This window comes from Oleiagrimonas soli (assembly GCF_000761445.1).
In the GTDB taxonomy this organism is placed as follows: Bacteria; Pseudomonadota; Gammaproteobacteria; order Xanthomonadales; family Rhodanobacteraceae; genus Oleiagrimonas; species Oleiagrimonas soli.
Window position 1 is genome coordinate 1612515 of sequence record NZ_KN196470.1, and the last position, 26361, is coordinate 1638875.

Sequence of the window (26361 nt, forward strand, 5' to 3'; positions counted from 1 at the left end):
TTCCGCTCGGGACGAATGCTAAAGTGAGCGCCTTGGCATTTCTGAAGGCGAGCATTCCATGACCGAATCCGCTCCGTATCCGATCGGCACTCCCGGACGCCCATGGGGGGCGGACGAAAAAGCGCAGTGGCTGTCGCGACAGACCCGCAAGCGCAGCTACGCGGACGATGTCGTGCGACGCATCGATGCGCTGCGCGATCGCTTCGACGTATCCGAATACGGCGCGCTGGACTATGCGCCGGACCGTCACGCGCTGTACGCCGTGCGCAACCGGCACTGGCGCGACGAGCGGCCGTTGGTGCTGGTGACGGGCGGCGTGCATGGCTACGAGACCAGCGGCGTGCACGGTGCGCTGCAATTTCTGGAGCAGCACGCGGAGGCCTACGCCGGGCGCATCAACCTGCTGGTCGCGCCTTGCGTCAGCCCCTGGGCGTACGAGCGCATTCACCGCTGGAACGCCTACGCGATCGATCCCAATCGTTCCTTCCGCGAGAACAGCCCCGCGCCGGAATCCGCTGCGCTGCTGAAACTGGTTGCGCCGAACCGCGATCGCTTCGTGTTGCACATCGATCTGCACGAGACCACGGATACCGACGAAAGCGAATTCCGCCCGGCGCTGGCCGCGCGCGATGGCGTGCCGTACGAGCCGGGCGAGATTCCCGACGGCTTCTATCTGGTCGGCGACAGCGAGGATCCGCAGCCGGCGTTCCAGCAGGCGATCATCGACGCCGTGGCGAAGGTCACGCACATCGCGCCGGCCGACGCCCACGGCGAGATCATCGGTTCGCCGGTGGTGGGTCCCGGTGTCATCAACTACCCGCTGCGCAAACTCGGACTGTGCGCCGGCATCACTGGCGCACGTCTGCGCACCACGACCGAGGTGTATCCGGACAGTCCGCAGGCCACGCCGGCGCAGTGCAACGACGCCCAGGTCGCCGCCGTGATCGCCGCTATCGACTATGCGCTGGCGGACATGGGCTGAGCGAACGGACGCTGCCGCGTGAAGCGAAGCAGCCGTGGCCGGCGTTGCAGCAAGCCGGTGACCATGCGAAACGCATGGATGCACGTTCCATTCGGCCGTCGTTACGGTGCGTCGCGATGCGGTGCCTCGACGGGCAGGCCGAGGTGCTCGCGTACGATGGGCTCCAGGCTTCGCAGCCCCCAGCGTCGTCCCTCGGCAAGCGCGTCGGCTGCCGAACGGTGCTGCAGCCAGAAGGCGCGCAAGGCGATCATGGCGCCGACCCGGTTGCTGGAAGCGCAATGCACCAGGGTCGGCGTGTCGCCGGCCTGTCGCAGTAGGACGTCGAGCCGCTCCACATGGGCACGGGTCAGACCACTGGCGCCGTCGATCGGGAGATGGCGATAGGCCATGCCGGCATCGCGCACCGCGGCGGCTTCGTCGAAGTCCGGCGTCTCGCGGTCGGTACGCAGATTGATGACCATGCCGATGCCGGCTTGCTTGAGCAGGGAAAGGTCCTTGGCATCGATGGCGCCCGAAGCCATGCGATGCGGAGCAGGCTGACTCAGGTGAGCGATGTCTTCAAGCGAAGGCGACGACGCCGACATCGCGCCGAACGGCCAAAGCACGGCGATCAGAATCCAGCTCATGCGCATGAGGTTGTCTCCGGTTTCCTTCGTCGTCACGTACGCTAGCAGGTCGCGCATCGACGCGTCCGCGATGCGTGGTGTTTCGATGCCGCGTGTTCACACATCGAGCAATGAACGCACTTCGTCGGCATCCAGATCGAAGTAGGCGCACAGCTCTTCCTGGTTCAACACGTCCGCATAGCGTTGTACCAGCATCCTGGCCTGTATCGTCGACGCACCGGACAGCCGGCCGTGCAGCAGATCGCGGCCGAACGATGCCAGCAGACTGCGCAGCGGATGCGACGTCCATGTCTGCTGGATGCGCCACAGCGCTTCGCGACGCTCCGCAGGGAAGTGCACGCCGAGACGATGGTCGATGGTGATGTCGAGTTCCGCCCGGCGCAGTGCCTGCGCATCCCGTCGGCCTTCCGGCGCGTCGGCATGCGCATGCAGAGCCACCACCCGGCGATCGTATTCCTCGCCGGAGATGCGCGGACCGTAGTCAGCGATTGCGCGGTCGCGGTGGGCGGGGTCGGTCGGCATAGGCTTGGCGTGCGATCTCCGGATCGCCGACGACGAGAATCTCGTCTTTGGGATGGTCGAAAAGGCGGACGTAGGTCTCGTCGTCGAGCAGATCCGCTGCACGGCGCTGGAATTCCTCGGCGAGGGCGTTGTTGTTCTCCACGAAGGCGTCGACATTCTCCGCGTTCGGGGCGAATGTCGCCTCGATCTCGGTGTGCTTTTCCTCGATCTCGCGGCGCATGCCGAGCATGTGGTCGTGCGACTTGGTGTTCACGAGGTGCTCGCCGATACGGTAGCGCATCAGCTCGTCGAACATGCGGACCTGCAGGTCGTGCAGCGCGGATGCATTCAGACTCTTGGCCGTGGCCGCGCTTTCCGCTTCCTGCGTGAGTTCCAGCGAGGTCTTCAGAAAGGCGAGTTCGCGGGCATCGGGCTGCGAGGCATCGATGTCGGCGCGCTTTCCGTCGCGGCAGGCGTCGAGGTCGCCGCTCACGTCCGGGTGCTTGTGGAACGGCGCCTTGCACATGCCGAGAACACCCGACTCGCGGCCGTAAACGCCGTACAGCGAGCTCGATATCCAGTATCCGCGCGCGCCGCGCACCGTGATCTGTGCAGGCAGAAGGATGCGGTTGGCGGCTTGATGGCACACGCCATTGACCAGATAGCAGGTGATGCCGGCACGTTCCTTGGCGCCGGCGATCTCGTCCGCGCGCTTGGTGCTGCCGGTGCCCGATCGGAGCACCTTGCCGCCGGTACTGCCTCCCCAGCAAGACCAGGTTTTGCCCCCGGCACCGCATTCCACGTAGGTGTGGTCGGCGAGTTTCGCGAAAAGCGTGGTGCGGTAGTGCTTGGCGATCAACGTACCCATGGCTCTCTCCTTAGCCGAGGGCGGTTGGAGCGTGTCCTTGTGCTGTCTTGGGGTTGCCCCAATGGCCCGGAACGATGAAGGCGAAATCAGGCGCGGACGTCTGCGCCGGGACTTCCCCGCGTGGCGACGGCATGCGTTGATGCCTCGCTCGTCGCATTCATACTCGCGTCCGAGCGGGCGGGTCAAGCGCTGGGCGGAGCACGGCATCGTGTCGCGCCTTTTCGGGGGCACCCATCCGAGGGAAACTTTTCGAGGCGCTTCGGGTCTTTTGTTGCAACGGCCAAGCATCGGAAAAATGCCTTGGCCGTGGATTCTGAGGATTGATCCGCAGTTTTTCACATGGTCTGCATGAAGGGTTTTCTGCAACCGCGTGAGCGCTTGACATCAACCTGAGGATATCCATAAGTTGATTGCGCACGACGTGTCATGGAGGAGCTTGTTGACGTCCAGGTTCAGGGAATGAAGCCGTTGCGTGCATCGCCTGCCCACAGCGCTGATGCCGATGCCCTCCTCGTGGCATGTCTGGCCCATCGGGATTTTCCCGCACTTCTTTCCCCTCCGTGTTCACGCAACCGTTTGTTCGCGTTTCGTGCATGCATGCGTACGCATGGCATGCGCGGTCCGCGGTCAGGCCGGTGGCGGAACGGCTACTTTCCGTCGAAAAGTATGAGGTGTTTGAAATGCAGAACGCAGAAACGAACATTTCCGCAGAAGGCATGGCGCGCCCGTTTGCGCGTATCGTTGCCTCCGAATTCACCAAGGAAGCCGTGCAGAGCACGCTCGCTTCCGGCTGCTACCTGTCGTCGGGCACGGATCCGTGCTGCTGGCGCGATGCCGGGGACGATGGTACCTGATATGACGCTGCGCATTTGCGCATGAAAGATGCCTGTCCGTGTTGCACGGGCAGGCATTTTCGTTTTTGGATATTGGATATCGAATTCTTTTTGCATCGAATAAACGAAAGGTATGGGCATGAATCCGCAAGTGTTGATCTTCGCGCCGACGGACGATGCGCACGTGGCCGCAGTTGGCTGGGCGCTCGAAGACATGGGGTTGCAACCGCGAGTCGCGCCCTCGGTCCGGGCCGGCGACGGCACCAAGGTGAGTGTCCACGTGGATGCCGATCAGCTGCGTATCGACAGCACCGATTTCCAGGCTGAAAACGGGCAAATCCGTTCGGTCTGGTATCGACGTCCCCAGCATCCCGAGGCCGGGCCGTGCATGGAGGCCGACCGCGGCTTCATCGAGGGCCAATGGCGGCATTTTCAGGACAACGTGAAATACCTGGGCGACGGTCTGATCGACGCCATGTGGGTGAATGATCCGATGTCGTCCATTCGCGCGGAAAACAAGCTGGTGCAGTTGCGCGTGGCGCGAGAGCTGGGGCTGCGCTTTCCGGACACCGTGGTCAGCAACGACGCTGACGAGTTGCGGCGCATGATCGCGAAGTGGCCACGCGTGGTCTACAAGACGTTCTATCCGCACAACTGGAAAAGCGAATCCAGCGGCAGTATCTACAGCATGAGCGTGAAGCTGCTCGATCGCGACAGCGTGCTTCCGGGCGATGCCTCCATCGAGATGTGCCCGGGCATTTTCCAGCAGTACATCGACAAGGCCTACGATGTGCGCACCACGATCATCGGCGACCGTTATTTCAGCGTGCGCATGCGCAAACAGTCCGGTCCGGCCTACGTCGACTGGCGCGGGCACATGATGGACGAGGACATTCTGATCGAACCGTGCACGCTGCCGGCGGCGATCGAAGAGAAGCTGCGGGCACTGATGAAGCGTCTCGGGCTGATTTACGGCTGCGTCGATCTGGTGGTCGACAAGGACGGCGAAGCGTATTTCCTCGAGGTGAATCAGGCCGGACAGTTCCTCTTCCTCGAAGAAGCCGTGCCCGACCTGCCGTTGCTGCAGGCCATCACGGCGCTGCTGGCGACGGGGCGCCGCGATTATGCGATGGAAGACGGCACGCGCTACAACTTCGCCGACTGGCTGGGCACCGATCATTACCAGCAGATCGTGCAGATGCAGTTGAAGCACGTGATGTCGGACGAATATCGCGCTCTCGAGTCATAGCCGGGCGTTTCGGCGCGGACAGGCGGTGGAAACGCGCGCGTTGCTTCCACTGGATGATCCTCGTCGCAGTCCCGGCGTCGATCGCGCAGATCGCGCGTACAACGCGCGTCAACGACCTGCGCGTTCCAGCAGCTGGCGCGCGGCTGGTGTCCACAGGGTCCAGTTGTGGTGGCCGGGGCGTTCCAGAACGTGGTCGCCGGGCAGCACGGGCGTCAGCAGGGCGATGGATGTGCGGAAGCGCTCGCTGGCGCCATAGGCGATCCAGGTCGTGCGTGCGCGCTGCGGGCGGTCGATCCAGTCTTGCAGATAACGCCAAAGTTCGCGCTGGAAGGTGGCCGAGGTCAGCGGTTGCGGCGGGCCGGGCTGCCAATGTGCGAGTCCGCCGGCGTGTTGGATTTCATGGCGGATCGCGCGGTCGCCGAGGTAGGGCGAAAGCAGCAGTAGGCCGTGCGCCTGCTTCGGATAGGCACGGTCGTAGAGCAGGGCGCCCATGCCGCCGAGGGAAATGCCCATCAGCCAGAGCTGACGATGCGGGTGTTGTGCCAGCGCGGGCGCGATGACCTCGTCATGCAGGCGCTGCGGCGCGCGCCCCTGCAGGTAGAACGGCATGGTCAGGCCGGTCAGGATCACGTCCGCGTCCGGCCATTGTTGCTGGATCAGCGCGGCGATGCGGTGCCGCTGTAGACCGGCCAGATCGTCGCCGCGTCCAGGCAGCATCACCACCAGACGATGCGCGGGCTGGGGTGCGGGGATGTAGGCAGTGGGGATCGGTCGGGTGATGTCACCGCCCGCCGCACAGCCGCCCAGCAGAAAGGCGGCGGTGAGGGCAGCCAGCATGCGCAGGGGACGACGTCGGCTCATGGGCGGAAGGCGCTCGCGGAGTGGACTCCAGCCTAGCGCAGGGCCATGGCAGCGTCAGCTTCTCCCGCGCTACCGCATGCGGCAGCGCGGGAGAAGCGAATGACGCCTCTGCTCAGGGTGTGACGATGAAACTCGCCTGCTGGCTGGCCAGCGAGCTGTCGCCGACCCAGACGGTGTAATGGGTCGCCTCGATCACCTGCTTGCTGCGCACGTTCCAGAACGACAGTTCGGGGAAGCCGAGGTGGAAGGTCAGCGTGCGCGATTCGCCCGGCTTCAGCGTCACGCGCTGGAAGCCCTTGAGACTGCGCACCGGCTGCTCGACGCTGGCGCCGAGGTTGCGCACGTACAGCTGCGCGACGTCGGTGGCGGTGCGCGAACCGGTGTTCTTCACCGTCGCGGTCACCGTGACCAGATTCTTCGCACCCGGACGGTTGGCCTGCGCCAGTGGCAGCGTCGCGCGCGACACGTGCACATCGGTGTAGGCGAAGCTGCTGTAGGTCAGGCCCCAGCCGAACGGATACAGCGCCGAATTGGGCACGTCGATGTAGCGCGAGATGAATCGTGTGTCGCCCTTCGGCGGCTGGCTGAGATCGGCCTTGCCCGGCGGACGACCGGTGGGAAACTGGTTGTAGTACAGAGGCTCCTGGCCGACGGCGCGCGGGAAGCTCATCGGCAGCTTGCCGCTGGGCGAGACGTCGCCGAACAGCACGTTGGCGATGGCGTTGCCGGCTTCCACGCCCGGGAACCAGGTTTCCATGATCGCCGGGACGTGTTTGGCGGCCCAGTCCAGCACCAGCGGGCGACCGGAAAACACCAGCAGCACGACCGGCTTGCCGGTGGCGACGATGCTTTCCAGCAACTGCTGCTGGTTGCCCGGCAGGTCCAGATGCGCGCGCGAACCGGCTTCACCGCTCATGTCGCCCGATTCGCCCAGCGCCATCACCACCACGTCGGCCTTTTCGGCGGCCTGGCGCGCGGCGGCGAAACCGGCGGTGGAGTTGCCCTTGATGTCGGTGCCCTTGGCGAACAGCAGCGTACCGCCGAGCTTCTTCATGCGCGCTGAGAGCGCCTGACGCACGGTGACCACGTCGGACTGGCGGTAGGCGCCGCCCCAGGCGCCGGTCATCTGGTTACTGTCGTCGCTCAGCGGGCCGATCAAGGCGACGGTCTTGGTGTTCGACGACAACGGCAGGACCGGCGTGGCGCCGACCTTGGCGTTCTTCAGCAGGACGAAGGATTCCTCGGCGGCCTTGCGCACCAGCGGGCGGTGCGCGGCGACGGCATGCGTCACCTCGGTGCCGCGCGCGTAGGGATGCTCGAACAGGCCCAGCGCGAACTTCACCCGCAGCACGCGGCGCACGGCCTCGTCGATCGTCGCCATCGACACCTTGTGTTCTTTCAGCAGCGTCGGCAGTTGGGTGTCGTAGTAGTGCGACATCATGTCGACATCGGTGCCGGCATCGATGGCTTTCCTGCTGGCTTCGGCTGGCGTCAGGGCGATGCCGTGATGCGTGAGCTCCATGATCGCGGTGTAGTCGCTGACGACGAAGCCGTTGAACCCCCATTCCTTGCGCAGGATGTCGGTCAGCAGGTACGGATCGGCGGTGGCGGGCACGCCGTTGAGCGCGTTGAAGGCGCTCATCACGGTGGCCGAGCCGGCCTCGATGGCTGCCTTGTACGGCGGCAGGTAGACCTGGCGCAGACGGATGTCGGACATGTCCGTGGTGTTGTACTCGCGGCCGGCCTCGGCTGCGCCGTAGGCGGCGAAGTGCTTCACCGAAGCGGCCACGTGGTCGGGCTTGGAAAGGTCGTCGCCCTGATAGCCATGGATGTAGGCGCGCGCCATCGCCGCGCCGAGGTAGGGATCCTCGCCCGCGCCCTCGACCGAGCGTCCCCAGCGCGCGTCGCGCGAGATGTCGACCATCGGCGAGTAGAACCAGCGCACGCCACCGGTGGTGGCTTCGCTGGCCGCCATGCGCGAGAGGTCCTTCACCAGCTGCGGATCCCAGGAAGAAGCCAGACCCAGCGGCACCGGATAGATGGTGCGGTAGCCGTGGATCACGTCGGCGCCGAACAGCAGGGGGATGTGCAGCCGGCTTTTCTCGACCGCGGCGCGCTGGAACTTGTCGGTGCGTTCGGCGCCGACCACGTTGAGCATCGAACCCATGCCGCCATCGGCCGCCAGCTTCATGGCGTCGACGCACTGCGCGGTCGGATTGGCGGCCATCGCCGGGTTGTCGGCGTTGGCCGTGGTGGGCGCCGAACAGCCGGCGTCGTTGTACTGCATCAGCTGACCGATCTTCTCGCGCAGCGTCATCTTCTTCAGCAGCGCATCCACCTTGCGCTCGATCGCGGGCGAGGCGAGCTGCGCATTGGAGGGCTTCGCGGCGACATGGGTCGGCCCGCTCGGTTGCGCCTGGGCCAGGGCGCCGGCGGAAAGCGTCAGCGCACAGCCCATCGCGGCGCACAGAAGGGACGCCTTGCGGCGAGCGGTCAACGGGGAAGGGGTCTTCATCATTTCTCCAGCGATGCACAGACGGCGGCGGACACACACCGCCGTCCCGGCGACGCGCATCCTTTTTCTTTCGGGAAGAGGCCGTTTTGGCCGTCCCCAGGGTTTCTTATGGAAACGATTACATAGTGTAGCCGACTGGCGCAATCGATGGCAGCGAAAGCGGTTCAAAAAGCCCTTTGATGGGGCTTCTTGCTACGCATGCCGCATGGGAGGGGCGGCGATATGGGATCGGGGCATGCGCGGGAGAGGCGGCATCCGGTCAAGGGGGCGCGTGCTTCTCGTCGGAAAGGGCGTGTCTTTGTGATCGGGAGGCGGTACGAGGCGCCATGTGCGTTCCCTGTGCATGGGCGGGCCCGAAGGTAGGAGTCAGGTCGCCCGTGCCGAACGACATCCTTGAAACGTCATCCCGATGGCATGCAGACGCTCGTGAAGCGTCATCTGGATGCTCCATGGTGGTGGTAGCTTGTAGGGATTCCTGTGGCCAAATCGGAGTCGATCCCCGTGTCAGACTGTATCTTGCGTGTCCTTCTGGTAGTGGCATTCGTACTCGGCGTGGCCGTTGCGCCTGTTTCACGCGCGGCTTCGCAACCCTTGCGCGTGATGACCTTCAACGTGCGCGTGCCCGTCGCCAGCGATGGCATCAACGCCTGGCCCAAGCGGCGGGCGTTGCTGGTCCGGGTCATCAAGACCCAGCATCCGGACGTGCTCGGCACGCAGGAACTAACCGAGGAGCAGGGCACCTACATCGCCGCGCATCTGCCTGGCTATGCCTGGTTCGGACAGGGGCGCGAAGGCGGCACCAAGGGCGAGCACATGGGCGTGTTCTACCGCACGGATCGTCTCGAAGTGCTGAAGTCGGGTGACTTCTGGTTGTCGGACACGCCCAGCGTGGTCGGCAGCAAGACCTGGGGACAGCCGCTGCCGCGCATGGTGACGTGGGCGCGTTTCCGCTTTCGTGACCACGGCGGCACGTTCTACTACTTCAACACGCATTTTCCCTATCGCGATCAAGACGTCGAGGCCCGCCTGCGCAGCGCCGACGAGATTCTCGGTCGCATCGCCAAGCTGCCGGCCACGGCGCGCGTGATCCTGACCGGCGACTTCAACAGCGCGGCGGACAGCCGCGTGCACGCCAAGCTGACGCACGCCCTGCAGGACGTATGGCTGCATGCTCCGAAGCATGTCGGACCGGCGAAGACCTTCCACAACTTCACCGGCCATCCCGATCGCCGCATCGACTGGATTCTGGTGCGCGGCTTCGCACCGCGTTCGGTGCGCACCGTGACCACGCATGACGGTCCGGTGTATCCCTCCGATCACTATCCGGTGCTGACCGTGCTGCAAGCCAGCGGCGGTTGATGCGGCGCGAGGCCGGGTGTCAGAGGTGGCGCTCGGCAAACGCGTTCAGACGCTCCGGAGTCTGCGGATTCGCGACCACGACCCGGTTGCGTCCCTGGCGTTTAGCCTCGTAAAGCGCCGCATCGGCGCGTGCGAACAGCGCGTCCGCGGCATAGCCGCTGTCCGGATCGGCCTGAGCCAGTCCCATGCTCAACGTCAGCCCCTCTAACGGTGGCGTCTGACGCAGCGCTTCCGCGTCGACGGCCACGCGGATGGCTTCGGCCAGAGCGTGCGCAGAAGCAGCGTCGTGGTCGGCGCTGGCGATCAGGAACTCGTCGCCGCCGAAACGACCGAACAGGTCGGCGCTGTCCAGATGCTCGTGCACGACGCCGGTAACCAGCTTCAGGGCGCGGTCGCCGGCCAGATGTCCGAGCCGATCGTTGATGGCCTTGAAGTGGTCCAGATCGAGCACGATCAGATGGACCGGCTTGGCGTAGTGCGAAAGGTGTTCGAGCATTTCGCGCAGTCCGCCGGCGAAGGCCTGGCGGTTCAGCGCGCCGGTCAGCGGGTCGTTGGTAGCCTGCTGGCGCAGTTGTTCGGACTCGTTGCGCAGCCGGTGATGGATGCTCTGCAACGCGCGGTGCTGGCGCGCCAGGCGAGCGGTTTCTTGCGCCAGACGGCGGCTTCGGCGCCACAACCATCCGCCGATCACGAGTACCACCAGTAACGTCAGCAGCGCCCAGGTCGGAAGCTCGGTACGGTGACGTGCGGTCGGAGATGTGGGCGTGCTCGACGCGGGCGCTGCCATGACGGAGACCTTTGCTGGTGCGTTCTCCGTGCGAGTCTGCATGGCGTCGGCCGGCGCCTGGGTGGCCGGCGGCTCGGTGGTCTGTGCCGGTGGCGGCGCGATGACGAAACGATCCACATCCGGAAGCGTCACCGGCTCCGGTCGCACGCTTGGCGCGGCAGCGGTCGGCTGAGTCTGCGGCGGTGCAAACGGATGATGATGCGGCGGCGGTGGTGGTGGCGGCGGCCAGCGGGGCGGCGGATACGGTCGTGCACCCGGCGGCGGGGGAGGCGGCACCTGCATCGCGGCAAGCGTGTGCAGCGGCATGCAGCAGGCCAGCAGGACGAGGCCCGCGATCAGCAGACGAAAGGATGTCTTCAAACCTGGAATCCCATACGGGCTGGGGAAAGTCTACCCTGATTTCGGTCGTGCTTCGGTGTACCTGCGCACGGCGTGAACCGGCGCCGACCAGGCGTCGGCCAGAGGATTCCCAGTCGACCGCAAACCGCCTAGAATCCGCCCGCTCCGTGCCGTGGGGTGCGGTTGAACTGCCGACCATGAGTCATCCGTGCCTGCGCTGTGGCGCGTGCTGCGCCTATTTCCGTGTGGCTTTCCACTGGTCGGAGGCCGAGGCATTTCTCGGCGGCGTGGTGCCTCCCGAGTCGACGGTGAAGCTAGACCCACATCGCTTGGCGATGCGCGGTACCGACCGTCGTCAGCCCCGTTGCATGGCTTTGCTAGGCGACGTGGGACGCGACGCTTCCTGCTCGATCTACGCGCAGCGTCCTTCCGTGTGCCGCGCCTTGATCCCGGCTTGGGAGCAAGGCGAGCCGAGTCCGCAGTGCGACCGCGCCCGCCAGGCGCACGGTCTTTCGCCGCTGCGTCCCGACGACTGGATCGGGCCGAGCGATCCATGCATCACCCCGCTTCCGCATCTGGCCTGAATCGGCGTTCCGCACCTAGTCCTTGCGCACTAGGCCGTACGGCCTAATTCGCGGAACTGCATCACGCAACCTGTTGTGCGAGCAGGGCAAACGGCCTGCTTTCGTCTTTCGGCCGTGCGACGTACGGCGAGCGGCACACTTGCAATCCCATGCCGCTCATCTAGTGTCGAACGCGGTGACAGAAAGGAGTCTGCGGCATCGCCGCGGACCGTCGGAACAGGGGCCGGCGTTCTTTTCCGCCATTGGGTACCACGCACGATTTTGCCGTCTGCGACGGGGCCGACTTTCGGCCCCGTCTCCCAACGTTTTGGAGGGGATTCATCATGAGAACGCGTTTTGCGACCAGGACGCTCCTGTTCGTCTCACTGGCCCTGGCGGGTGCCGTCAGCGCCCAGGCCGCATCGGCTGCCACACCCAGCACGCGCGCGAACGTGAGCGCACTGAAGGATAGTGGCCACTACGATCGCTTCATCATTACCTACAGCAGCGGCAGTCTGCAGCACAGCGATCGGGCCGTGATGATGCGGGACATCGACGGCGCCGTGCGCCGCGCCGGTCTGGACAAGGCCAAAATCGCCGGCTCTGGCCAGGCGCTCGGAGCGGTGCAGGCTTCGTTCCAGCGTCGGCTGGCGATTGGCTCCGATCTGGTGCGCACGTCGCGCAAGCTGGATCGCAACGAAGCGGCCGCATTGATGAGTCAGATCGCCGCCGATCCGTCCGTGCTGGACGTGACGCCGGACGTGATGATGTATCGCGATCCGCTGATCAAGGCGCCCGACCTGTTCCAGCCGGCGGCCTTCACGCCGAACGACACCTACTACCCGTTCTACCAGTGGCACCTGAAGGCGCCGGATGGCGCGATCACCTATTTCGGCGACGCCAATCTCGGCGGCGCCAACGTCAGCGGCGCGTGGGACATCGCCGACGGCTCCAACGTCGTGATCGCGGTGCTCGACACGGGCATCACGCAGCACGTCGACGTCGACACCTCGCTGGCCGATGCCGGTTACGACTTCATCTCCGATGCCTTCGTCTCCGGTCGTCCGACCGACGACCGCGTTCCGGGCGGCTGGGATCTGGGCGACTGGACCACGACCGAGCCCTGGTTGTCGGCTTGCACCAGTCCGAGCCGTCCGCCGGAAAGCAGCTCCTGGCACGGCACGCATGTCGCCAGCACGGCGGGTGCGGAACTGACCAACAACGCGCGCGGCATGGCCGGCATCGCCTACAACGCGAAGGTGCTGCCGGTGCGCGTGCTGGGTCATTGCGGCGGTTACACCAGCGACATCGCCGACGCCATCGTGTGGGCGGCGGGCGGTCACATCGACGGCGTGCCCGACAACCAGTATCCGGCCGATGTCATCAACTTGAGCCTGGGCGGCGGCGGCACCTGCCGTACCTATGATCCGACCGGCTGGGCCGTGCATGTGGCCAACCAGCTCGGCGCGGTGGTGGTGGTGTCCGCCGGCAACAGCAACGACGATGCGCGCAACTACTCGCCGGCGAGCTGCCCGGGTGTGATCACGGTCGCGGCGACCGGCGTCACCGGCAAGCGTGCCTACTACTCCAACTACGGCATGGCGGTGGAGATCGCCGCGCCGGGCGGTGGCGTGTATCAGGACGACGATCCGGCCACGGGCGTGGTGTCCTACGACGGCTTCGTCTGGCAGGCGCTGAACAATGGGTCCACCACGCCGGTGGCGCTGGGCACCAGTTATTCCGGTTACGCGGGTACGTCTCAGGCCGCGCCGCACGTGGCCGGCACGGTGGCGCTGATGCAGAGTGCGCGCAAGGCGCTTGGTCTGCGGCCGCTGAAACCGCTGCAGGTGCTGGCGATCCTGCGCAAGACGGCCATGCGTCCGTCCTTCTCGCTGCGGGACAATCACCACTACATCGGTGCGGGCATCGTGGATGCCCAGGCGGCCGTGGAAGCCTCCATCAACGGCACCCGTAACGGCGCGGGCGGCGTGGTCCAGTAACCGGACCCGCTTTTCGGTGCATACGGAGAAGGCCCTGTTCCGCAGGGCCTTCTTTTTTTGGTGTATGGCATTTTTCGACGAAATTGTTTTTCTTTCAGGGGCCTGGATTATTGTTTTCGCGCGAGGCACGGATTTTCACCGAACAGAGGACTTGCAATCCCGAGGCTGTGGTTATATGCCATGCAATGGGGGAGAACTCGCAGGAGAAGGTAATGAGTGCATACAGGAAGATGCTTTTCGTTCTAGCAAAAAGTCCACGCAACCATTCGGTGATGGTTTCCACGCTTGCCGTGTTCTTGATGCTTTTCATGGGCATCTCGGTGGCGGGGGCGAAATCCGGCACGGACAAGAAAGACGGGCAGAAGGTCATTCCGACGCTGGTGACCGTCAATTCCAAGGGCGTGGTCACGGATGTTTCATCGGGCGTCAAGTTGGACCCCAAGTTCCAGGGGCTCCTCGAAAAGACGGTTTCGGCCATGATCAAGAAGCCGGCCATGGAGCACGGACATCCGATCAGCAGTCAGATGATCCTGAACATGAAGCTTGTGACGAACAAGCTCGACAATGGCCAGTATTCGGTACGTTTTGCTTATCAATCCAGCAAAGCACTGCCCACAGGGTCCTGGTACTGGGTACATACGGCGCACGGTCAATTGCGTCTTGCCAATCGCTATGCATCCTCGGACCTCAGTAACACGCAATTCGGTCAGCCGCAGGAAATTCATCAGCCCGGCTACTATCAGCGTCCTCAGCCATCCGGCAGGTAAACAGACCGATGGATGCGCCGCCGTCGCGTAGTGCGGTCCATCCAGCTTCACGCAGGGCACTTCGGTGCCCTGCGATGAATGGAGGGTTCCGGTGGCGGGGCAGGCCATGTGCTGCACCGGTTCATGTCAAAGCCCGCTGGGTTGGCAGTGACCGGTTTACTTCGGGTTCCGAAGCGCTTCCAGGTGCAATTGACGTTGAGCGACCGTTTGCAGGGCGTGGGCCTGGTCGGGTGATATGCCAAGCTCCCGAGCGGCTTTCTCATCGCGCCCGAGCATGCGTGGGTCTTTGCCGGTAATGGCGCCGAAATCCATCAGCGCCTCGAGGTAATAGCCGTAGGTGCTGGCGTGGTAGTGGTCGTACGCCCACAGGTCGATCTGACCGAAAGCGATGCCGTCGTAGGGATTCGGATCGGCCACGCCCATCGCGATGGCGCGGTTGAAGGCCAGCCCCAGCGGAATCACGCCGTCGATGGCGGGGTTGCCGTCGGCAACCTGGCGGTAGGCCGCGTACAGATCGCGACCCATGGCCTGGATCGGCTGACCGTGCCAGTGACCGCCCTTGCGGTAGGTCTGATCCGGACGCGACCAGGTTGCCAGCAGGCGGATGTCGACCTTCGGATTGCGTGCGTGGAAGAGCGCGGCAAGCTTGTCCGCGTAACGCTGGAAGTTCCGGGGATCGCCCGGTTGCGTCGGACTCAGGGTGCTGTATTCCTGCATCACCACATGGTCCCAGGCGCGGTCGAAGCGGTCGGCGCGATGCTCGAAATGGAACTTCAGCGTCTGCCCCGCGTCGGTCTCCAGGCTGACGTCGTAGTGCAGACCGGCTTCCTCGGTGAACAGCTTGAACAGGGCCGGCACGCCGCCGACGCCGTCGCCGTTGAGGTCGTGCACGGTGTCGGCGCGGTAGCGCCAGACCGGCGAATGCGCGCCGTAGGTGAAACTGTTGCCGATGAACAGGATGCGCTGCGGCGCATCTTGTGCCGCGTTGGCGACAGCCGCGAGCGACATCAACGCCAGCATCAGCAGCACGCACGCCATCATGCGCTCGCGTCGGGGACGCGAATGGATGCGGGCTGGAAACAGGATCGATCTCATGGGTCACTCCGGGGACGTGCAATGGGGAAGGCATGATGCCTTCACCGATGATCGCATACCGAAGTTCGACTCGATGCGGGCCGGCGCGTGCGGTTTCGAGGGGTGGCTCGATGCCTTCAGCGTCGCTCGTGCGGCCCGTCGAAGTGTCCCTGACTGACGCCGATGGAGATGCTCATGCCGCCACGCGGATGATCGCAATCGCCGAAGGCCTGGGACAGGTTCACGCGACCGCTCTGGTAGGAACCGCTCATGTGGCTGCCGGCCATGACGCCCGCGCCCACGCTGCCGTGTACTTGCGGTTGGTTGTAGGTGGAGTCGTCGCAACTGGGCGTGTCGTCCTGCGTGTCGCTGGCGACGCGACCGCTGGTATCGCCGTAATACACGCCGGGTTGCGAGGAGGCGCTACTCGTCGCATGCGCAGGGGCGCTGGTCGCATGTGCCGGAGCGGTGCTGCTGGCGGCGGGGATCGATGACGGCGGCAGTTCGAGATTCAGCGGTTTGTGCGAGGCCGATTGCGCCAGTGCAGGTGCGGTAGTCAGGCATGCGAGGCATGCGATCAATGTGCGTTCCAGATTCATGCCGACTCCGTGACAAGCTTGAAGGACCGTGTAAGGCATTGGATGAAACCCATGGTAGGAAGTTCCCGGAGCCTGGTAGTGAGTCGAACTTGAGGTGCGTGGCGTGTTTTCAAACGATTTCCGTCTGCAAAGAATCTAAGCCCAAGTTTGATTTTTTTAACGAATATTTAATTGTAGCGGCCATGGCTTGGGTGTAACTTGACAGAGGGAGTAGCTAAGGAGAAGGACAAGTGAAAACAAATACGCATTCCATATCGCTTTCAAGGCACTATAAGCGTTGTTCTCAGTGGGTTCTGTATGCCATTGTGATGGCACTATTTATTGCACCAGCACTGTCGCTGGGTGCTACGCCTTCTTCCGACAAGACACCTTCGGACAAAGCATCCAAACGTGTCATCCCCGTGCTTGTAACGATAAATACACACGGCAAAGTAACAGAGGTCGACCCCGCCTTCCGTTTATCGCCGAAATACAAGGATCTCTTGTCTAAGACGCTGAGTGCGATGATCAAGACTCCTGCGCGCGAGCATGGCAAACCGGTGACCAGTCAGCTCTTGATGAGCATGCAGTTGAAGGCAGAGGCCAATCCGGACGGCAACTATGCCGTGCACTTTGCCTATGTGAACAGCAAGCAGATGCCTACAGGTTCGTGGTACTGGGTGCATACATCGCAGCATCAACTGCGTCTGGCGAATCGGTATGCTACCGGATCGCCGACTGTGAGTTTCGGTGGCCCGCTTCAGTTGCCCTCCAGCACCTCGCTTCCCATAACATCAAGCCGATAATTTGGGCAGGATTTTTTTTTACCGCTTGCTTGAATCGCTCAATGCAGATGACGCCTGTGCTTCTGCATTGAGTTGGCACGACAAACCGCGGTTCATATTCTTCGTGCGCGCAAGACTGATCGGCAGTTGCTCTGTCGGCAGCCCCGACGTATCGGCTACTCGGCGGGGCGGCGCGGATGCTTCCTAGCCTACGTACTCCAGACGGATTGTAGAACTCACGCTATCCACGCTGTGTCATAGTTCGGATTCTCGAATTTGATATCCAACGAGCACACGGCGCGTCATGAGTGAAGCTTTCCATATCCGGCCCATCCAACCCATCGACAATGAAGTCATGGCAGGCGTGATCCGCGCCGTGATGCCGGAATTCGGCGCGGGCGGCGAAGGGTTCGCGATCCACGACCCCGAAGTGGACGGCATGCATGCCGCCTATGCCACGCCCGGCTCGGCGTATTTCGTGGTCGAGTGCGAAGGCAAAGTCATGGGCGGGGGCGGCATCGGCAAGCTGCAGGGCGATGACGGCACGATCTGCGAACTGCGCAAGATGTATTTCCTTCCCGAACTGCGCGGTCGTGGCGCGGGCCGTGCGTTGATGACGCGATGCCTACAGGCGGCGCGCGAACTCGGCTACCGGCAGTGCTACATCGAGACGCTGACCGGTATGGACGGCGCGCAGGCGCTGTACCTGAAGTCGGGCTTTAAGCGCATTCCCTCGCGCATGGGCGCGACCGGCCATTTCGGCTGCAATCTGTTTTATCTGCGCGAGCTGGATGCCGAGACCGCGGCCTAGGTCCGCATCGGTCCGGTGTTCGGGCCGCGTCATGATCTCGCGCTGAAGGAGACGTCCCGACCATGTTTCGTCGTCTGGCGCTACTGTTCCTGCTGGGCCTTCCGCTAACGGTCGGTGCCAAACCCTACGCGTTGCCGAATACCCGGGTCGTTACCCTCGTCAGTCACGTCAACGGGCAGCGCTACGTGCTGTATGTCTCGCTGCCGCGCGATTACGTGCGGCATCCGGACAAGCGCTATCCAGTCGTCTACACGCTCGATGCCGATTATGCGTTTCCCATCGTCACCGCGGTGACGACGCATTTCGCCGACCGCGGCAACATGCCGCCGGTCATCGTGGTCGGTATCGCCTATCCGGGCGGGATCGGCGATCTCGATGCCTATCGTCGCAACCGCACGCGCGACTACACGCCCACACACACGCTGAGGGGTGGGTACGGTCCGGCGATGCAGCGGCTTTCCGGCGGCGGAGCGGCCTTTCGGCGTTTCATCACCGACGAGCTGTTCGCCTACGTGCAGAAGCACTGGCGCGCCGATCCGCGCGATCGCACCTTCGTCGGTCATTCCTTCGGCGGCCTGTTCGGCGCCTACGTGCTGCTGACGCGCCCCGAGGCGTTCCGCAACTACGTGCTGGTCAGTCCGTCGCTGTGGTACGACGACAAGACGATCTTCGATGTCGAGGCGACGTACGCAAAGACGCACAAGGATCTGCCGGCGCGCGTCTACATGGTGATCGGCGCGTACGAGAATCAGCCGCCGCCGAGTCATGCGATGGTCGACGATGCGCGCGAACTGCTGCGGCGCATCCGTGCACATGGCTACGAGCATTTTGACGGTGCGGTGCGCGTGCTGGACCGGGAAACGCACAACAGCGTGTTTCCGGCCGGCGTCACCCGTGGCTTGCGCGTGCTGCTGGACGCCCATGCCCAATGACACGGGACTTCACGCCGCGGTTGGCGTAGATAGGTGCATGGGTCCGTATCGGGACCGATTCCGGGGAGAGCCTGTCATGCATGTACCGTCCATACGAACGTGGGTCGCGGCCGGCGCGCTGGCGCTGATTTGCGCCTCGCCGCATCCGGCGCTGGCGCAGCAGCCGTCGTCGTCATCGTCGTCCGCCGAGGCGACTGCCAAGCCTGCCGCGCCACCGCCCGCGCGGGCGTCCGACGTGAAGTCGATGAACGCCATCATGCATGCGGTGTACGACGTCATTTCCGGCCCGGCCGGACAGGCGCGCGACTGGGATCGATTCCGCTCGCTGTTCCTGCCTGGCGCGCGCTTGATTGCGGTGCAGCGCGACAAACAGGGCGCCGACCACGCGCTCACGCTGACGCCGGAAACCTTCGCCGAGAAGGCCGGACCGTACATGCGCGAGCATGGCTTCTTCGAGCGCGAGACGCATCGCAGTGTGGATCGCTACGGTGCGGTCGCGCAGGTGTTCAGCACGTACGCGTCGCGCCACGCGAAGTCCGATGCCAAGCCGTTCCAGCGCGGCATCAACAGCTTCCAGCTGTACTACGACGGGCATCGTTGGTGGGTGGTGACCATCTACTGGCAACCCGAGCGGGCCGACTTGCCGATTCCGCGTCGTTACGGCGGCTGAGCCGCTTCATCGCGCCGGCAGGCACGACACCCGCCTGCCGGCGCGCACGCCAGGCGATGTCAGGTGCTGCGCTGCAATTCGCCCAGATTGCGCTGCATGGCCGCCAGCGGCGCCAGCGCCAGCGCCGCGGCCGGCGAGGGCAGCACGATCTCGCGGCTGGCGCGTCCCAGCGCGGTGGCGTGGTCCGACCAGTGCAGCAATTCCATGGCGCCGGTCTGGTCCTCGACCAGCGCCGTGCAGTGTTCCACCCAGTCGCCGTCGTTGAGGTACAGCACGCCGTCGATGCGGCGCACGTGACCGAAATGGATGTGCCCGCAGATGTGGCCGTCATAGCCCTCCGCGCGTGCGCGAGCCGCCACGCGAGCCTCGTAGGCGCGGATGTAGGCCAGCGCGCGGCCGATGTGCGACTTGACGATGATCGACAGTGGCAGATAGGGCTTGGCGCGCCGCCGCCGCCAGGCGTGCAGCCGGCGGTTGGTCCAGCAGACCATGCGATGCAGCGTCTCGCCCAGCCACAGCATCCAGCCGCGACCAACATGTTCGGGATCGTATTCGTCGCCGTGGCTGACACGGTAGCGGCGACCGTCCGCGCCGATGTGTTCCGCGTCCAGCGCGATGCGGATGCCGCCGAAGGATTCGCCGGCCAATCCTCGCAGCATGGCGTCGTGGTTGCCGGGGATGTAGGTGACGCGGATACCGCGGCGGGCCATGTCGAGCAGCGTCAGCAGCACTTCGCTGTGGTCGCTGTGCCACCAGCGGCGTCGCGAGAGCGCTTCCAGGTCGATGATGTCGCCGACCAGATACAGCTGCTCGCAACGCACGCTGCGCAGGAAGTCGAGCAGGTAGGTGGCCTTGCAGTCGGGCGTGCCCAGATGCACGTCCGAGAGGAAGACGGATCGGAAGGTCGTGCGCGACATGGCGGAGCTCCCCGGTGGCTACCGGGGTGCCAGTATCGATGGCGCAGGTAACGCTACGATGGCGCTGCGGTTGCAATCGTGTTGCGCCGGGCGCTTGCTTTGGCGGCCCGTTCGACCGAAATGTCTAGATCGAATGACTTTTCATTTTATTGATTATGAAAGGATTTTTAACGCGCCAGGAAGCGCTTCACGAGCAATCTGGGCAAACGTGTCGCGTCCGCCGCGCACGTGTCCATCCATGCACGATTCGGAGTTCCGTCATCATGAATGCCCACTTTCGCAAGCTTGTGTCCATCGCGTTTCTGCTGTTGGCGTTTGTCGCCGTTCCCGCGATGGCAGGGGACAAGCACCATCAGAAGAAAGACATTGTCTCCACCGCCATGAGCACCGGCCAGCATGCCACGCTGGTGGCCGCCATCCAGGCGGCCGAACTGGACGAAACATTGCGAGGTTCGGGTCCGTACACGGTCTTCGCGCCGACCGACGCAGCGTTCGAGAAATTGCCGCCGGGCGCTGTCGACGATCTGCTCAAACCGGAAAACCGCGACAAGCTGCGTGCGCTTCTGCTGCATCACGTGGTGGCAGGGAAGGTCATGTCCGCGCAGGCCATGACCATGGATTCCGCCAACACGCTCCATGGCACGAGTCTGCCGCTCAGCGCACGCGGCGGGACGCTTTACGTGGCGGATGCCACGGTGACCGGAGCCGATGTCTACAGCAGCAACGGCGTCATCCACGTGGTCGATACGGTGCTGATGCCGCCGGAAATCTGAATTGTCCGGTCCGCGCGCGATGCACGCATCGCGCGCGGACCGAGCTCAGAACCATTTGCGGGATTTGAAGTAGGCCAGCTGCAGTCCGATCACCACGAGCAGGAACAGCACCACGATGGCGAAGGCGGCCTTGTTGTCGGTGCCGGGAATGCCGCCGACGTTGATGCCGAGCAGGCCGGTGAAAAAGCTCAGCGGCAGGAACAGCGCGGCCACCAGCGAGAGCAGGTAGATGCGGGCGTTCATCTGCTCGGACAGGCGGTTGGCCAGTTCCTCGTGCGTGACCAGCGCACGGTCGCGCACCGAGTCGAGATCTTCCAGGTAACGCTGCAGTTGGTCCGCGGACTCGCGTAGCCGGCTGCGTTCGCGCGCACCGATCCAGGGATGCTCATCGGCGTACAGACGGGTCATGGCCTCGCGCTGCGGAGACAGATAGCGGCGCAGGGTGATGGTCTCGCGCCGGATCGACGCCAGCACGCTGCGCAGGTCGGCGCCGCTCTGATCGGACAGCACGTCTTCTTCGACTTCCGCGGCACGGTCCTGAAGATCGTCGATCACGCTCTGCATGCGCGCGATCATGCGGCCGATCACGCGGGCCAGGCAGCTGCTCGCGCTCTTGGGACCGTTATGGGTGTCGAAGCTCTGCAGCACGTCGGTGACCGAGAGCAGGGTGCGTCGACGCAGGGTGATGATGCGGTGCTTCTCGATCCAGATGCGGATCGAGACCATGTCCTCGGGCTGCGAGCCGGGATTGAGATTCACGCCGCGCAGGAACACCAGCGTGGCGTCGCCGATGTTGGTCGCGCGCGGTCGGGTTTCTTCGCTCAACAGGGCTTGTGCGGCGAACTCGTCGATACCGCTCTGTTCCAGCACCCAGCGCCGTGCGGCGGGCTGGCTATGGTCGAGATGGACCCACAACGGGCCGTCGGTTTCGCGCCATTCGGTCACGTCGCTCCAGCCGACGCGCCGTGCGCCGCCTTTGCCGTCGAGGATGCCGGCGTAGATCAGGCCTTCTTGTTCGTCCATGGATGCGTTCTCGGTCGGGCTGCCCCCAGTGTAGTGCAGCCCGATAGCGCGATCAGATCTCTCCTGCATCGGGCTTGGGCGCGGATGCACCACGCCACAGATCCGCGTTGCGGATGCCCAGCGCCTCGGGATCGAAGGTGGGATCGAGGCCCTGCTTCTTCTGCGCCTCGTAGTCGCGCAGCGCGCGCAGCGCCGGGCGTTGCAGGATCAGGATCGCGACGATGTTGAGCCACGCCATCACGCCCACGCCGATGTCGCCCAGCGTCCACGCCGAACCGCCGGCGCGAAGAATGCCGACGGCGACGGCGGCGAGGATCGCCAGCCGCAGCGCAAACGTCAGCCACGGACGGTGCACCTTGCGGTTGATGTAGGCGATGTTGGTTTCGGCCATGTAGTAATAGGCCATGATCGTGGTGAAGGCGAAGAACAGCAGCGCCAGCGCGACGAAGCCGGCGCCGAAACCGGGCGCCAGCGTCTCCACCGCCGACTGCGCGTAGCCGGCACCGGCGTCGACGCCGGGCAGGCCCTCGTACAGCGTGCGGCCGTCCGGCGCCTGCACGTTGTACATGCCGGTGGACAGGATCATGAAGGCGGTCGCCGAGCACACCAGCAGGGTGTCGATGTAGACCGAGAAGGCCTGCACGTAGCCCTGTTTGGCGGGATGCGAAACCTCGGCCGCGGCCGCCGCGTGCGGCGCGGTGCCCTGACCGGCCTCGTTGGAGTAGATGCCGCGCTTGACGCCCCATTCGATGGCCGTGCCGAGCATGCCGCCGAAGATGGCGTTGGCGCCGAACGCGCTGTCGATGATGAGCTTGAACATCTTCGGCAGCGCGTGGGCGTTGAGTCCCAGGATCACCAACGCGATCAGCAGGTAGCCGATGGCCATGAACGGCACCACCACCTGCGCGAAATGCGCGATACGGGTAACGCCGCCGAAGATGATGAAGGCCAGCAGCGCCATCAGCGCCAGTGCGGTGATCCACGGTTCGATGCCCCAGGCGTTCTGCAGACCGCCAGCGATTTCGCTGGCTTGCACGCCGGGCAGCAGGAAGCCGCACGAGACGATGGTCGCCACGGCGAAAATCCACGCGTACCACTTCTGGCCCATGCCCTTTTCGATGAAGTACGCCGGGCCGCCGCGGTAGCGTCCTTCGTCGTCCTTCTCTTTGTAGATCTGCGCCAGGGTCGATTCGACGTAGGCCGTCGACGCGCCCAGCAGCGCCATCACCCACATCCAGAACACCGCGCCCGGGCCGCCGGAGAAGATCGCGGTGGCGACGCCGGCGATGTTGCCCACGCCGACGCGTCCGGACAGCGACATCGCCAGCGCCTGGAACGACGAGATCCCGGCCTTGGACGAACCGCCGGCGAACAGCAGACGCATCATCTCGCGGAGGCTGCGTACCTGCATGAAGCGGGTGCGGATGGAGAAATACAGTCCGGCGCCCAGGCACAGGACAATCAGCGCCAGACTCCAGATCCAGTCGTTCAACGTGTCGATCACGGCTTGCATGCAGATGATTCCCCAATCGTCTCCTCTCGAGGGCTAGAGTGCCTGATGCCGATGCCGTGTGCGAGCGGCTGGAGTGGGCAGCGGCGAACGTGTGCATTGGGTATGCTCGTTCGCAGTTTCCGGACGGTTCCGGAGCTTCGCGCCGTCGGCGCGACCAGGGTTTCCATGCGGTGACGTCGAGCGTCGCCGCCCATTGCGAGCGAATCATGCATCTGTTGAAGAACGTTCTTGCCGGCAGCGCGCTGCTGGCGTTGCTGGCGATGATTCCCGCCTGCAAGGCGCCGCCGAAGGTCGAGCTGCACGGTCAGGTCGACAAGTTGACCGTGATCGACCGCGCTGTCGGCACGGGCAAGGAAGCCAAGCCCGGCATGGACGTGCTGGTGCAGTACACCGGTTGGCTCTACGACGACCGCAAGACGGACAAGCATGGTACCCAGTTCGATACCTCGCGTACCCGCAGCGCGCCGTTCTCGTTCGTACTGGGCGAAGGGCAGGTGATTCCGGGCTGGGATCAGGGCGTGGCCGGCATGCGCGTGGGCGGCAAGCGCACGCTGCTGATTCCCGCTGCACTGGCCTACGGCGACCGTGGCGCCGGTGGCGTGATTCCGCCCGGCGCGTCGCTGGTGTTCGACGTCGAGCTGGTCGACGCGCAGACGCGCTGATCCGGTGGGCAAAAAAGTGGCGGCCGTCCGTGGCCGCCGTCGCGCGTTCTTCCCTGATGCGTGCGCGCCCTCAGGGCGTCGGCAGACTGATCGCGTTGGCCTTGATCGAGCCGGACAGCATCGGGAACGGATCGACGCCGGTCAGCGCGGTGATGTCGTCGATCGACACCACGGTGCAGGTCTGTTTGGTGTCGTTGGTGCACACGTAAGCGCCAGCACCGATGCCCGGCTCGTAGACGGCTTTCCAGGTGTACTCGGGCACCCAGACTTGATGGGTGCCGATGGTCGGCACGTGGCTGTCGGCGAAGGCCGGACCGGTGACCACGTAGACTTCGCCGAGCTGGGTGGCCAGGTCGCGCACGTCGGCCTCGATCCTGGCCCAGTTGCCCGCGTTGAGCGTGTGCACCTGCGGTACGATGTTGCCCATCGAGAAAGACTCGTACTCGCTGTCGAGCGTGGATTCGTCGCCGGCTGGCGTCATGTGGCCGCGGTCGTAGCCGCTGTTGGTGTAATCCGAACTCTGCGAGCGGTCGGCGTAGGGAATGCCCTTTTCCTGATGGAACGAACCATAGCGGCTGATGGCTTCGGCGCCGGCGACTTGCGCGGCCGTCAGGTGCTGCGCCGAGTACAGCGGTCCCTTGGTAACGCCCGAATCGAGGATGACGTATTCGGTGTGGCAGACCTCGGTGGTGCGCGTGGTCAGCGAGGCCGCGATGGCCGGTTCATCGCCGCCAACGAAGAAGTTGGGACAGGCGGTGCTGGCGAACACGCTGCCCGAAGCGGCCAGCAAACCGAGGGCGGCAACAAGACGGATCCATTGCATGACGCGCTTCCGTGAGTGGTTGGAGCGGTCAAGCTAGGCAGTGCGGTTTGCAGATTTGTGATGGCGCGATGACCGTACGGCGTTCGCGACCGTAATGATGCGGAAGCGTGATGCGGCACACGATTTTCCGGCGGCGTAGTCATGCGGCGGCGGAATTTGCAAGCGCGACGCTCGGTCATGCGCGCAGCGCGACGGGCGGCGATTCGTAAAGCGCTTTCAGCCGCGTTCGACAGGTTTTGGCGAGACGGCCGGAGCGTGCCTTCGGGGCTGTTCGCGCAGCCAGGCGGCCATGGCCGCGGCGGGCAACGGACGGCTGAACAGGTAGCCCTGGCCAATCTCGCAGCCATGGTTGCGCAGCACCTGCAGCGTGCGCGTGTTCTCCACCCCCTCGGCCACCACATTCAGGCCGAAGCGGTGCGCGAGTTCGATGATGAGCACGGTGATGTCCAGGCTTGCCGCGTCGCTCAACAGTTCGCCGATGAAGGACTTGTCGATCTTCAGCTCGTCGGCGGGAATGCTCTTGAAGTAGGCCAGGCAGGAATAGCCGGTGCCGAAATCGTCGATGGAGATGCGCACGCCCAACGCGCGCAGCTGCATCAGGATGTCGCGACCGCGGTGCCGGTCCATCAGCGAATGCTCGGAAATTTCCAGCATCAGCTGGATATGCGGTTTGCCCCACAGCTGCAGCGCGTTCTGCACCAGTTCGGGCAGGTCGGGCTGGATGGCCAATTCGCTCGGCAGGTTCAGCGAGATCGACAGCGATCCGTGATCCTTCGGCCACTCGCTGGCTTGCCGCAGCGCGGTGTTGAGCGCCCAGATGGTCAGCGGCTTGATCTTGCCGATGCGTTCGGCGATGGGAATGAAGACTTCCGGCGAGACGGGGTCGCCGTCCCGCCGATTCCAGCGCATCAGGGCCTCCGCACCGATCGGACGACCGCTGCGCAGATGCACCTGCGGCTGGTAATGCATGCGCAACTCGCCGCGCTCGATCGCATGCTCGAACTCCATCTCGAGCTGCCACTGCTCGGACAGTTCGAGGCTGGGTGCGGCGTGCATGTCGAGTACCTTGTAGGGCATGTGCTCGCGACGCGCGGCGATGAGCGCCGTTTCCGCCTGGCGCATCAGGAATTCGGCATGGCTGGCGTGCTCCGGACACAGCGCGGCACCGGCCCTGATGCGCAGCGACACCTGCCGTTCGCCGACCTCCATCGGCGTTTCCAGCAGCCGCTGCAGCTTGTGGATCGCCAGCTCGACATGGCCGTGATTGAGTACCTGGGTCAGCACGAGCGCGAAACGGTTGTCGCCGATGCGAGCGACGAAATCGCCGGTGCGCGCGACCTCGCGCAGTTGTGCGGCGAGATGGCGCAGGGCGCGGTCGCCGGCCTCGTAACCGTGGGCGATATTGATCTGCGTGAAGCCGGCAATATCGATCACGACCAGGGCCATTTTCCCCTGGATTTCACTGGTGCGGATGATGCGCTGAGCAAGCCGCTTCAGGAACACGCGTCGCGAGGGCAGGCCGGTAAGAAGATCCCGTTCGTCGATCATGC

The 26361-nt window shown here is 64.5% G+C and carries 27 protein-coding genes; 13 read left to right on the forward strand and 14 right to left on the reverse strand.

Annotation, left to right across the window (positions count from 1 at the left end; all coding sequences use genetic code 11):
• Positions 1 to 58: 58 nt before the first annotated feature.
• Positions 59 to 982, forward strand: coding sequence for a M14 family metallopeptidase (locus LF63_RS06960; protein ID WP_043100588.1), 924 nt, complete (start codon positions 59 to 61; stop codon positions 980 to 982).
• 101 nt (positions 983 to 1083) lie between these two features.
• On the opposite strand, the gene LF63_RS06965 is transcribed toward LF63_RS06960, so the two are convergent.
• From LF63_RS06965 to LF63_RS06975, 3 genes are all read right to left on the reverse strand, one after another.
• On the reverse strand, positions 1084 to 1608 hold the full coding sequence (locus tag LF63_RS06965; protein WP_235205283.1) for a protein tyrosine phosphatase family protein: 525 nt from the start codon (positions 1606 to 1608) through the stop codon (positions 1084 to 1086).
• Positions 1609 to 1704: 96 nt separating this feature from the next.
• Positions 1705 to 2130 (reverse strand): hypothetical protein, encoded by a 426-nt coding sequence (locus tag LF63_RS06970; protein ID WP_043100589.1) that lies wholly within the window; start codon positions 2128 to 2130, stop codon positions 1705 to 1707.
• On the reverse strand, positions 2090 to 3163 hold the full coding sequence (locus LF63_RS06975) for a hypothetical protein (protein ID WP_235205284.1): 1074 nt from the start codon (positions 3161 to 3163) through the stop codon (positions 2090 to 2092). Before LF63_RS06975 ends, LF63_RS06970 begins: the two co-directional genes overlap by 41 nt.
• A 407-nt stretch (positions 3164 to 3570) precedes the next feature.
• Here LF63_RS06975 and LF63_RS15810 point away from each other — a divergent pair, with 407 nt between their 5' ends.
• Positions 3571 to 3831 carry a hypothetical protein gene (locus tag LF63_RS15810; RefSeq protein WP_152569275.1) on the forward strand — a complete coding sequence of 87 codons (261 nt, stop codon included), beginning with the start codon at positions 3571 to 3573 and terminating at the stop codon, positions 3829 to 3831.
• 118 nt (positions 3832 to 3949) lie between these two features.
• Positions 3950 to 5059: an MvdC/MvdD family ATP grasp protein gene (locus LF63_RS15235; protein ID WP_152569276.1), complete on the forward strand. Its 1110-nt coding sequence runs from the start codon at positions 3950 to 3952 to the stop codon at positions 5057 to 5059.
• Positions 5060 to 5167: 108 nt separating this feature from the next.
• Here LF63_RS15235 and LF63_RS06985 read toward each other — a convergent pair whose 3' ends face one another.
• Both LF63_RS06985 and bglX read right to left on the reverse strand, forming a co-directional pair.
• Entirely contained in the window at positions 5168 to 5920 is a 753-nt protein-coding gene (locus LF63_RS06985; RefSeq protein WP_043100593.1) for an alpha/beta fold hydrolase domain-containing protein, read from the reverse strand.
• Between the two features lie 112 nt (positions 5921 to 6032).
• A complete protein-coding gene (bglX, locus tag LF63_RS06990; protein ID WP_043100595.1) occupies positions 6033 to 8435 on the reverse strand; it encodes a beta-glucosidase BglX in 2403 nt (800 codons plus the stop codon).
• Positions 8436 to 9035: 600 nt separating this feature from the next.
• Here bglX and LF63_RS06995 point away from each other — a divergent pair.
• A complete protein-coding gene (locus LF63_RS06995; RefSeq protein ID WP_152569359.1) occupies positions 9036 to 9794 on the forward strand; it encodes an endonuclease/exonuclease/phosphatase family protein in 759 nt (252 codons plus the stop codon).
• 19 nt (positions 9795 to 9813) lie between these two features.
• Here the strand turns inward: LF63_RS06995 and LF63_RS15240 are convergent, their stop codons facing one another.
• On the reverse strand, positions 9814 to 10941 hold the full coding sequence (locus LF63_RS15240; protein ID WP_052394805.1) for a GGDEF domain-containing protein: 1128 nt from the start codon (positions 10939 to 10941) through the stop codon (positions 9814 to 9816).
• Between the two features lie 176 nt (positions 10942 to 11117).
• Between LF63_RS15240 and LF63_RS07005 the strand changes: the two genes are divergently transcribed.
• A complete protein-coding gene (locus LF63_RS07005; protein ID WP_043100599.1) occupies positions 11118 to 11504 on the forward strand; it encodes a YkgJ family cysteine cluster protein in 387 nt (128 codons plus the stop codon).
• Between the two features lie 323 nt (positions 11505 to 11827).
• Positions 11828 to 13483: a S8 family serine peptidase gene (locus LF63_RS07010; protein WP_043100601.1), complete on the forward strand. Its 1656-nt coding sequence runs from the start codon at positions 11828 to 11830 to the stop codon at positions 13481 to 13483.
• A gap of 94 nt (positions 13484 to 13577) precedes the next feature.
• Here the strand turns inward: LF63_RS07010 and LF63_RS15815 are convergent, their stop codons facing one another.
• On the reverse strand, positions 13578 to 13793 hold the full coding sequence (locus LF63_RS15815) for a hypothetical protein (protein WP_152569277.1): 216 nt from the start codon (positions 13791 to 13793) through the stop codon (positions 13578 to 13580).
• Between LF63_RS15815 and LF63_RS15245 the strand changes: the two genes are divergently transcribed.
• A complete protein-coding gene (locus tag LF63_RS15245; RefSeq protein WP_152569278.1) occupies positions 13792 to 14250 on the forward strand; it encodes a hypothetical protein in 459 nt (152 codons plus the stop codon). The genes LF63_RS15815 and LF63_RS15245 overlap by 2 nt on opposite strands.
• Before the next feature lie 156 nt (positions 14251 to 14406).
• On the opposite strand, the gene LF63_RS07020 is transcribed toward LF63_RS15245, so the two are convergent.
• Together LF63_RS07020 and LF63_RS07025 are read right to left on the reverse strand one after the other, a co-directional pair.
• On the reverse strand, positions 14407 to 15345 hold the full coding sequence (locus LF63_RS07020; RefSeq protein ID WP_200877539.1) for an SGNH/GDSL hydrolase family protein: 939 nt from the start codon (positions 15343 to 15345) through the stop codon (positions 14407 to 14409).
• A gap of 116 nt (positions 15346 to 15461) precedes the next feature.
• Positions 15462 to 15923, reverse strand: coding sequence for a hypothetical protein (locus LF63_RS07025; protein WP_043100603.1), 462 nt, complete (start codon positions 15921 to 15923; stop codon positions 15462 to 15464).
• A 230-nt stretch (positions 15924 to 16153) separates the two neighbouring features.
• Here LF63_RS07025 and LF63_RS15820 point away from each other — a divergent pair, with 230 nt between their 5' ends.
• The 4 genes from LF63_RS15820 (at position 16154) to LF63_RS07040 (ending at position 19100) form a co-directional block, all read left to right on the forward strand.
• Entirely contained in the window at positions 16154 to 16708 is a 555-nt protein-coding gene (locus tag LF63_RS15820; protein ID WP_152569279.1) for a hypothetical protein, read from the forward strand.
• Positions 16709 to 16991: 283 nt separating this feature from the next.
• Positions 16992 to 17498, forward strand: a complete 507-nt coding sequence (locus LF63_RS07030; RefSeq protein WP_043100605.1) for a GNAT family N-acetyltransferase — start codon at positions 16992 to 16994, stop codon at positions 17496 to 17498.
• Between the two features lie 62 nt (positions 17499 to 17560).
• Positions 17561 to 18430 (forward strand): alpha/beta hydrolase, encoded by an 870-nt coding sequence (locus LF63_RS07035; RefSeq protein WP_052394808.1) that lies wholly within the window; start codon positions 17561 to 17563, stop codon positions 18428 to 18430.
• Between the two features lie 76 nt (positions 18431 to 18506).
• The gene (locus tag LF63_RS07040) at positions 18507 to 19100 is read left to right on the forward strand and encodes a hypothetical protein (RefSeq protein ID WP_052394809.1); all 594 of its coding nucleotides are present in this window, start codon (positions 18507 to 18509) and stop codon (positions 19098 to 19100) included.
• A 59-nt stretch (positions 19101 to 19159) separates the two neighbouring features.
• Here LF63_RS07040 and LF63_RS07045 read toward each other — a convergent pair whose 3' ends face one another.
• The gene (locus tag LF63_RS07045) at positions 19160 to 20017 is read right to left on the reverse strand and encodes a UDP-2,3-diacylglucosamine diphosphatase (RefSeq protein ID WP_043100606.1); all 858 of its coding nucleotides are present in this window, start codon (positions 20015 to 20017) and stop codon (positions 19160 to 19162) included.
• A 308-nt stretch (positions 20018 to 20325) separates the two neighbouring features.
• Between LF63_RS07045 and LF63_RS07050 the strand changes: the two genes are divergently transcribed.
• Positions 20326 to 20790: a fasciclin domain-containing protein gene (locus LF63_RS07050; protein WP_235205285.1), complete on the forward strand. Its 465-nt coding sequence runs from the start codon at positions 20326 to 20328 to the stop codon at positions 20788 to 20790.
• A gap of 45 nt (positions 20791 to 20835) precedes the next feature.
• On the opposite strand, the gene LF63_RS07055 is transcribed toward LF63_RS07050, so the two are convergent.
• Complete coding sequence (locus LF63_RS07055) at positions 20836 to 21813, reverse strand: zinc transporter ZntB (protein WP_043100610.1); 978 nt, start codon at positions 21811 to 21813, stop codon at positions 20836 to 20838.
• A 52-nt stretch (positions 21814 to 21865) separates the two neighbouring features.
• Positions 21866 to 23326: an alanine/glycine:cation symporter family protein gene (locus tag LF63_RS07060; RefSeq protein WP_043100611.1), complete on the reverse strand. Its 1461-nt coding sequence runs from the start codon at positions 23324 to 23326 to the stop codon at positions 21866 to 21868.
• A 206-nt stretch (positions 23327 to 23532) separates the two neighbouring features.
• On the opposite strand from LF63_RS07060, the gene LF63_RS07065 reads away from it, so the two are divergent.
• Positions 23533 to 23988 (forward strand): FKBP-type peptidyl-prolyl cis-trans isomerase, encoded by a 456-nt coding sequence (locus LF63_RS07065; RefSeq protein ID WP_052394811.1) that lies wholly within the window; start codon positions 23533 to 23535, stop codon positions 23986 to 23988.
• 70 nt (positions 23989 to 24058) lie between these two features.
• Here LF63_RS07065 and LF63_RS07070 read toward each other — a convergent pair whose 3' ends face one another.
• The gene (locus LF63_RS07070; protein WP_043100613.1) at positions 24059 to 24811 is read right to left on the reverse strand and encodes a DNA/RNA non-specific endonuclease; all 753 of its coding nucleotides are present in this window, start codon (positions 24809 to 24811) and stop codon (positions 24059 to 24061) included.
• A gap of 216 nt (positions 24812 to 25027) precedes the next feature.
• On the reverse strand, positions 25028 to 26359 hold the full coding sequence (locus LF63_RS07075; protein WP_043100615.1) for a putative bifunctional diguanylate cyclase/phosphodiesterase: 1332 nt from the start codon (positions 26357 to 26359) through the stop codon (positions 25028 to 25030).
• Between the last annotated feature and the right edge of the window lie 2 nt (positions 26360 to 26361).

What these genes read in the sequence shown, in the direction of transcription:
- LF63_RS06960 (WP_043100588.1), top strand. Translation starts at nt 59, where the DNA reads ATGACCGAATCCGCTCCGTATCCGATCGGCACTCCCGGACGCCCATGG.
- LF63_RS06965 (WP_235205283.1), bottom strand. Translation starts at nt 1,608, where the DNA reads ATGAGCTGGATTCTGATCGCCGTGCTTTGGCCGTTCGGCGCGATGTCG.
- LF63_RS06970 (WP_043100589.1), bottom strand. Translation starts at nt 2,130, where the DNA reads ATGCCGACCGACCCCGCCCACCGCGACCGCGCAATCGCTGACTACGGT.
- LF63_RS15810 (WP_152569275.1), top strand. Translation starts at nt 3,571, where the DNA reads ATGCATGCGTACGCATGGCATGCGCGGTCCGCGGTCAGGCCGGTGGCG.
- LF63_RS15235 (WP_152569276.1), top strand. Translation starts at nt 3,950, where the DNA reads ATGAATCCGCAAGTGTTGATCTTCGCGCCGACGGACGATGCGCACGTG.
- LF63_RS06985 (WP_043100593.1), bottom strand. Translation starts at nt 5,920, where the DNA reads ATGAGCCGACGTCGTCCCCTGCGCATGCTGGCTGCCCTCACCGCCGCC.
- bglX (WP_043100595.1), bottom strand. Translation starts at nt 8,435, where the DNA reads ATGAAGACCCCTTCCCCGTTGACCGCTCGCCGCAAGGCGTCCCTTCTG.
- LF63_RS06995 (WP_152569359.1), top strand. Translation starts at nt 9,036, where the DNA reads ATGACCTTCAACGTGCGCGTGCCCGTCGCCAGCGATGGCATCAACGCC.
- LF63_RS07005 (WP_043100599.1), top strand. Translation starts at nt 11,118, where the DNA reads ATGAGTCATCCGTGCCTGCGCTGTGGCGCGTGCTGCGCCTATTTCCGT.
- LF63_RS07010 (WP_043100601.1), top strand. Translation starts at nt 11,828, where the DNA reads ATGAGAACGCGTTTTGCGACCAGGACGCTCCTGTTCGTCTCACTGGCC.
- LF63_RS15245 (WP_152569278.1), top strand. Translation starts at nt 13,792, where the DNA reads ATGGGCATCTCGGTGGCGGGGGCGAAATCCGGCACGGACAAGAAAGAC.
- LF63_RS15815 (WP_152569277.1), bottom strand. Translation starts at nt 13,793, where the DNA reads ATGAAAAGCATCAAGAACACGGCAAGCGTGGAAACCATCACCGAATGG.
- LF63_RS07020 (WP_200877539.1), bottom strand. Translation starts at nt 15,345, where the DNA reads ATGAGATCGATCCTGTTTCCAGCCCGCATCCATTCGCGTCCCCGACGC.
- LF63_RS07025 (WP_043100603.1), bottom strand. Translation starts at nt 15,923, where the DNA reads ATGAATCTGGAACGCACATTGATCGCATGCCTCGCATGCCTGACTACC.
- LF63_RS07030 (WP_043100605.1), top strand. Translation starts at nt 16,992, where the DNA reads ATGAGTGAAGCTTTCCATATCCGGCCCATCCAACCCATCGACAATGAA.
- LF63_RS07035 (WP_052394808.1), top strand. Translation starts at nt 17,561, where the DNA reads ATGTTTCGTCGTCTGGCGCTACTGTTCCTGCTGGGCCTTCCGCTAACG.
- LF63_RS07040 (WP_052394809.1), top strand. Translation starts at nt 18,507, where the DNA reads ATGCATGTACCGTCCATACGAACGTGGGTCGCGGCCGGCGCGCTGGCG.
- LF63_RS07045 (WP_043100606.1), bottom strand. Translation starts at nt 20,017, where the DNA reads ATGTCGCGCACGACCTTCCGATCCGTCTTCCTCTCGGACGTGCATCTG.
- LF63_RS07055 (WP_043100610.1), bottom strand. Translation starts at nt 21,813, where the DNA reads ATGGACGAACAAGAAGGCCTGATCTACGCCGGCATCCTCGACGGCAAA.
- LF63_RS07060 (WP_043100611.1), bottom strand. Translation starts at nt 23,326, where the DNA reads ATGCAAGCCGTGATCGACACGTTGAACGACTGGATCTGGAGTCTGGCG.
- LF63_RS07065 (WP_052394811.1), top strand. Translation starts at nt 23,533, where the DNA reads ATGCATCTGTTGAAGAACGTTCTTGCCGGCAGCGCGCTGCTGGCGTTG.
- LF63_RS07070 (WP_043100613.1), bottom strand. Translation starts at nt 24,811, where the DNA reads ATGCAATGGATCCGTCTTGTTGCCGCCCTCGGTTTGCTGGCCGCTTCG.
- LF63_RS07075 (WP_043100615.1), bottom strand. Translation starts at nt 26,359, where the DNA reads ATGATCGACGAACGGGATCTTCTTACCGGCCTGCCCTCGCGACGCGTG.